Annotated in this window: 5 protein-coding genes and 1 pseudogene; 3 read left to right on the top strand and 3 right to left on the bottom strand. The window is 33.4% G+C overall.

Annotated elements, in window-relative coordinates; genetic code table 11:
* Window positions 1-9: 9 nt before the first annotated feature.
* The 3 genes from OZD68_RS05465 to OZD68_RS05455 form a co-directional block, all read right to left on the bottom strand.
* Window positions 10-1338, bottom strand: coding sequence for an IS4-like element ISWosp9 family transposase (locus OZD68_RS05465; RefSeq protein ID WP_275009191.1), 1329 nt, complete (start codon window positions 1336-1338; stop codon window positions 10-12).
* Window positions 1339-1463: 125 nt separating this feature from the next.
* Complete coding sequence (locus OZD68_RS05460; RefSeq protein WP_182309212.1) at window positions 1464-2411, bottom strand: hypothetical protein; 948 nt, start codon at window positions 2409-2411, stop codon at window positions 1464-1466.
* A 9-nt stretch (window positions 2412-2420) separates the two neighbouring features.
* Window positions 2421-3083, bottom strand: coding sequence for an ankyrin repeat domain-containing protein (locus OZD68_RS05455; RefSeq protein ID WP_182309213.1), 663 nt, complete (start codon window positions 3081-3083; stop codon window positions 2421-2423).
* Between the two features lie 56 nt (window positions 3084-3139).
* On the opposite strand from OZD68_RS05455, the gene OZD68_RS05450 reads away from it, so the two are divergent.
* The 3 genes and pseudogenes from OZD68_RS05450 to OZD68_RS05440 all read left to right on the top strand — a co-directional run.
* Window positions 3140-4138, top strand: coding sequence for an ankyrin repeat domain-containing protein (locus OZD68_RS05450; RefSeq protein ID WP_220468101.1), 999 nt, complete (start codon window positions 3140-3142; stop codon window positions 4136-4138).
* 183 nt (window positions 4139-4321) lie between these two features.
* Window positions 4322-4541 (top strand): annotated as a pseudogene (locus OZD68_RS05445) (transposase); the annotation flags it as partial.
* 405 nt (window positions 4542-4946) lie between these two features.
* Window positions 4947-5726 (top strand): ankyrin repeat domain-containing protein (locus tag OZD68_RS05440; RefSeq protein ID WP_275009210.1); only part of this gene is annotated, 780 nt, incomplete at its 3' end.

Here is a 5726-nt window from a genome sequence, read left to right as displayed (position 1 = left end):
CCATACGCGTCAAGTTAAGGAATGTAGAGAGCTTAAAGTAGATACCCTGGTCTTCCTATATCTGTCTTTCAAAGAAAACTTTGACCAGATTATAGTAAGCTTTTTTAGAAAAATTTTTAAATTATTGACAATATTGTTTAATATCAAAAAGAGCTCTCTAACCCGCCTTTTCAATTCAATAAATGCCTTTGTTAAACTGAGCTCCGTGTTCTTTTTTAGTTTTACAAAGCCAACCATTTCGTGAAATACGAGAATAGCACATAATTTTGCGTATAGCTCGCACAATACTCTAAATGGATTTGTCTTTCCTTTTAGTTTATCAAGATTGATATGACTTTTATATAGTTTAAATAGTAATTCGATTTGCCATCTTACTCTATAAACCGTCAATATTTGTTCAGCATTAATTTTACTCTCTGGAACATTAGTTATAAATATTGACCAATCTAATAACTTTTGATTCTTTTGAGAAGATGTATATCCATGTGACTTTGCTAATTTATTAGCCTTTCTTCTTCTAGCCATAGACTGTTCTTCAGTTAGCTTTTGACATATAATTCTTACCTTAATTTTTACTTCCTTTCCTAATAATACTTCTTTTTCTGAAGATAATTGACCTTCTAAATACTCCAATAGCTCTATTTTTTGATTTGTTTCTATATCATATATATTGGTATCAGACTTATAACGACTAACAAAATATGCACCTGCTTCATCAATCTGTTTAAAAGAACTAGGCACAAAGTAGCCCAAGTCAAATATTAGCAAATCATTGGCTGATAAACCGTTCAGATAATCCCTATAACCTTGATCCGACCTTATTCCTTCCATAAAATTTAACTTATCTAGCGCTTGATTCAGGTAATCAAAGACTAACTGTAGCTTTATTCCTGATTTGGTATTATTCTCACAATCTCTATAGCTACTGCCATATCCTTTGTACATATCTTCCATGCTACTGGGCAGGCTAATGTAGCTGCTATCCAATAATTTAACGCTTCCAAATTGCTGTAAAATTTTGCAATCAATCTGTAGACTTTTTTTAAATAAACACAAAGCTTCGTTATACATTTTTTTCATGAACTCAACTGCTTCTTCACTAAACCTAAAATCTAAACCCTGTTTTGTAATTTCTATCGAGTCTTCATTTAGCAATTGGCACATTGTTTCTATGCTGCAATCATCAACTCCTATGTTACCAAAAACCATAGCTTTTATGAATGATGAGCCATTAAGTTTTCTCTTTCTTTTTATAAAACCTACTGCAATTGATATTTCGTCTGCTTTTTCATTAAAGAATTCATTGAGGTCTTTTGATAAGCAAGCTATTCTGTCCATTGTAAGTTCTCTCATTCATATATCCAAGAGAATTTATACCTTATTATTTTCCTTCACTCTATCAACTTTACTTACACTTTTCCTTAACTTGACGCGTATGGTTTATTTAACACTCCCTCACTTCATTATAGAAAACGGCCTACTGTTTCTTCAAGACTTGAAGCTTTTCTCATTTTTTCGCGCTTTGTCCAAGAGTCCACTTTTGTTGCATCAGATTGATTAATTGTTTCAGAACGAATCAACTCTCCAGATCTAGTAAAAAAACCTCGTTCAATAGCATCACGTACTGAACACCCACCAAGCAAAAATTTTTCCCCTATTCGTTCCTCACAATTCTGTAATTTTTTCCACTTTTCTTGATCTTCTACTTCTACCTTTATTAGATTTTGCTTATCAGGGTATAATCTCACTTCCAACTCTCCCAAGCCAGTATCGAAAGTCAATACTATATTACTACCATCTGCTAGGCCTACATAATTCCTTATAGCGTTTTCCGTTATAATTTCTACCTCACTCTTACCTATCTTTATTATATTTCTTCCGTATTGTACACCTTCCTGAGTGATACCTAAACCCCTTGCTCCATTTGTAATCTTTGCAACATCTACTTTACTATCCTGTGAATATTCAAGACAGAGAGTAGAGTTGTCGATTTTTACGTCTCTTACCTTACCACTTGTCGCGCTTTGAACGATTGTTATGAAATCTAAAGCACGATTCTCATAATCTGCATAAGCGTTTTTCATATTAGCTTTGTGGCTTTCAAACTCTTCCAGTTCGTCAATTACATATATACTGCTTATGTTGTAGAAAATTGCCCCTTTTGATATCAATTGACATACTATACCACTAGCAACCTCTATATTCCTTGAACCTTCGGAACTCTTTCTTAATTCACTAATCTTTCTTATCACAAAATCTGTAAAACTATATTCCTTTTCATATACCTTTCCGTATATACTACCCTTGTTAGGAAAGTTCAGCCTTACCCCAAGTTCTATAGCTTCGTTTACAACGCGTTTTAACTCATCTATATCTTTGGATTTATTTACCCTACCCAAAAATATTTTCAACTTTTCCGACTAATCTAATATTAAATCATCCCATAGAGTTCTAAGCTTAGGCAAACGTTTTTTGTCCTTCCACTCTTCGTAATCAATCGCTCCTGCTTCTAGCAGCAACTTTTTTGCTTCTTCGAAATGAGTTTCATTACCATAACAAGCCCCCCTAATCTTTTGAAAAACTCGAGACTTTCCTTCGCAATCACGAAGATTGAGAATCTCTTTAAGACCTTCATTTCCTTTGTGCTGATTGAAAAACTTTCTTAGTCGATTAGTGTTAAAGCTATGACCGCAAATACCTTCTAAATCATTTTTTGCTTCCAATTGCTCCTGAGTTAAAAAGATCTGTTCTAAAAGATTCACTTCAAAAGGTTTTTTGTTAATAATTACAATGTCTAGAGGAGTTTTTCCTTGTCTGTCAGTTTGACCACGTGCTCCTTTTTTCAGAAGCAAAGGTATATTTAAAGTATTATAATAAGCAGCATAGTGCAAAGGTGTTTGCCATTCACTGTTAACTATGTTAGGATCAGCACCAGATTTTAAAAGTAAAGTCATAGATGCACTAACTGCACAACCTATGTCTTTTTCCACTGCTAAATACTCCATACCTTGTATTATAGCACTTCTCGCAATAGTCCGAATAGGATAAGATATGTGCTTATGGCTATGGTAGAGCAGTAGCATATTATGATCTGTTCGGATTATTGTAAAAAGAGCTATATCTACATGAAAATGCTTATTTGTATGATGTTTTACTGTTACAAGATGAGGAAAATCAAAACACACTTTTGCATGTGGTTATTAAAGAAAATCAGGTTGATCTTGTAAAAGAACTTTTGTGTATTCTTAAGGAGCCATATCGTTCGAATAAGGTGTATGAGTGCAAGTATTTTGAAGGTAAGCAAGAAAATGAAAAGCCGCTTTCTAAAGTTATTAATTCTAAGGATAAAGACGGAAAAGATGCAATTACTCTGGCTATTGAAGGTAATGACCCAGAATGTATTTCGGCTCTTTTCAAGTATTTAACTTATGAAAATATTAACAGAAGGAAAGATGTTAAAAGCGATTACACACCTCTACATGAAGCTGTGCGTTCTAGAAGTAGCAACGCAATTAGTGCGCTTCTAAAATCAGAGCATGTAAAAGTTGAGCTCATAGATGGAAGATCTTATAGAGCATGGAAATATGTTAATAATGAAGAAACAAAGCAATTGTTTATTAGGTACTATAGTGATAAAATTGATGATTTGCGTAAAGAATTAGCACATTGCAATGAAAAATTAGCGCAAGTCGAGTATTTCCTGTGCAGAACAAAACTTGCTTTTGTATGCTCTGCAGCTTTTGGCTCTTGTCCTAATATGTATAAAAATTTTCATGATGCAAGAAGTGGAGATATGCCAGGTGTTACCATTCATCCTCTCTTGTTGTTATTTTCTAGTGCTACAGGTCTAATAGTGTTGTGTAATCATTTTATCGATTTAACACTTTCAAAGTGTAAAGAAGAAAGTGTTAGCTTGCAAAAAAAATTGGACAGTTTTAGAGAAGCAAGAGATAAGTTGGAAAATAAATTACTTCATTTTCAAGAAGGTACATCTCAGGGTATTAGGACGAATTCAATTTCTACGCAACTATCTGATTATGATGACGTACCTGGAACATTAGAATCACCTACCTCTATAAAGAGCTTTGAAAGCTCAGCAAAGGTATCCGTTTATAACCTGCCTAAGGAATTTAAGTAGCCTAATTTAGTAAGTACATAGAAGTAATCATATTAAAGAAGATATTGGTTTTTGAAGTAAGAGGAGAAAGCTCACAATCTTTGCTCATGTGTCTAAATTGGAGAACCAAGAGAAAGTTTGTTCCACAATAGAGATGTTCAAAAAAGTGTGTCAAATCAAAAAGAAAGTAATAAATTGATATAAAAAGGTGAAATAGAAAACCACTTATTGGCTGAAAGTGAAGAAAATAATAGAAAAAATGGGAGAAATGCAAAGGCTTTACGTACAAGTGCAGATTCATTTGAACTTTTAACACCAAGAGATAGAGAAGGAACCCCAAATAGTCAAAAAAAGGCAAATAAATTTACATCCAGGGCTTGAAACGAAGATTTTAAGCACATTTGCAAGACCAATCGATTTCCAAAAAAATCTTCTCATGCTAGCTGGTTTTTATTGCTGAAAGTGGTTGTATTATTTAGGTTCTTAGTAATATTTAATATTAAATTAATAGTAATTCATTAAAAATTTTCATCAAAAATTATTTCAAAAAAATTTTAAATTAGGGGTTGACAAGTTTTAAAAGTGGAGTACTATTCCTGAAATACATTAGATTACTAATTTTTTATGGTATGTAAGTGTGTGATGGCTAAGGTAATTTTACTTTTGTGAGCGGGCTATGTTATGTGAGTGCATTCCAGAATTCTTGTTTGAGGGAAGATGGTCCTTTCTGTGTTGCTTGAGGAAAGAAAAAAGCTCATGGTAAGAGTGGCTTGTTATAGTGTGATTGCTTAGTTAAGTTAGGTAAGTTTTTATAAATGTGGAGGGACAAATGACTTTAAACAATGATGATTTATTAGTTAGTGCTGCAGGAGCAGGACGCCTTAGTGACGTTAGAGAACTTCTTGAGAAAGGGGCTAATATTGAAGCTAGAGATGGTGATGGTTACACATCTTTGCATAGGGCTGCTGAAGGAGGTCATTTAGAGATAATTAGATTTCTTATAGATAAGGTGGCTAACATTGGAGCTAAAAATAAGGATGGTGGAAAACCTTTAGATGTAGCAAATACCTCTCGTCAGTCAGAAGTAGTAAACTTTTTAGGACCAAAGCAAAGTGAGTATGATAGACTTTTATTTGCTGCTGTAGAAAGTGGGAATGTTAGTGAAGTTACAAATCTTCTCAATATTGGAGCTAGTATTGAAGTTAAAGGTGTAGAAAATGCGGAGTTTAGGTTAGCCCGTTATGTAAAAAGAATTATGGAGATGAGTAATTACCATAATGTTCATTCGGAAAAAAAATCTGAGCTTGAAAGGATAAAAGGAGAATTACCAGGGTCAGTAAAGAATGCAGTATTTTCATCTGAGGTATGTATTAAAAGTGTTTACTATAGTAATGAGTATTTATATCCTGCTAGTGATTATCTTAGCCATGATAGGGATAGAAGGAGAGTATTTACTTGGAGGCCAGGGGGCAAAGGTAGTTCATGTCAATGGAAATTTGAACCTGAAGGTAACAACATATATATAAAAAGCAATTATTTTAATGAGTATTTATATCCTGCTAGTGATTATCTTAGCCATGATAGGGATAGAAGGAGAGTATTTACTTGG

The sequence above is a fragment of the Wolbachia endosymbiont of Drosophila bicornuta genome (genome assembly GCF_028982105.1).
Taxonomy (GTDB): Bacteria; Pseudomonadota; Alphaproteobacteria; order Rickettsiales; family Anaplasmataceae; genus Wolbachia; species Wolbachia pipientis.
Note: the sequence above shows the minus strand (reverse complement) of the source record. Positions and strands in the feature narration are given on the sequence as shown.

Excerpts from the sequence above, each read along its gene's own strand:
- OZD68_RS05455 (WP_182309213.1), bottom strand. The coding sequence starts at position 3,083 with ATGCTACTGCTCTACCATAGCCATAAGCACATATCTTATCCTATTCGG.
- OZD68_RS05465 (WP_275009191.1), bottom strand. The coding sequence starts at position 1,338 with ATGGACAGAATAGCTTGCTTATCAAAAGACCTCAATGAATTCTTTAAT.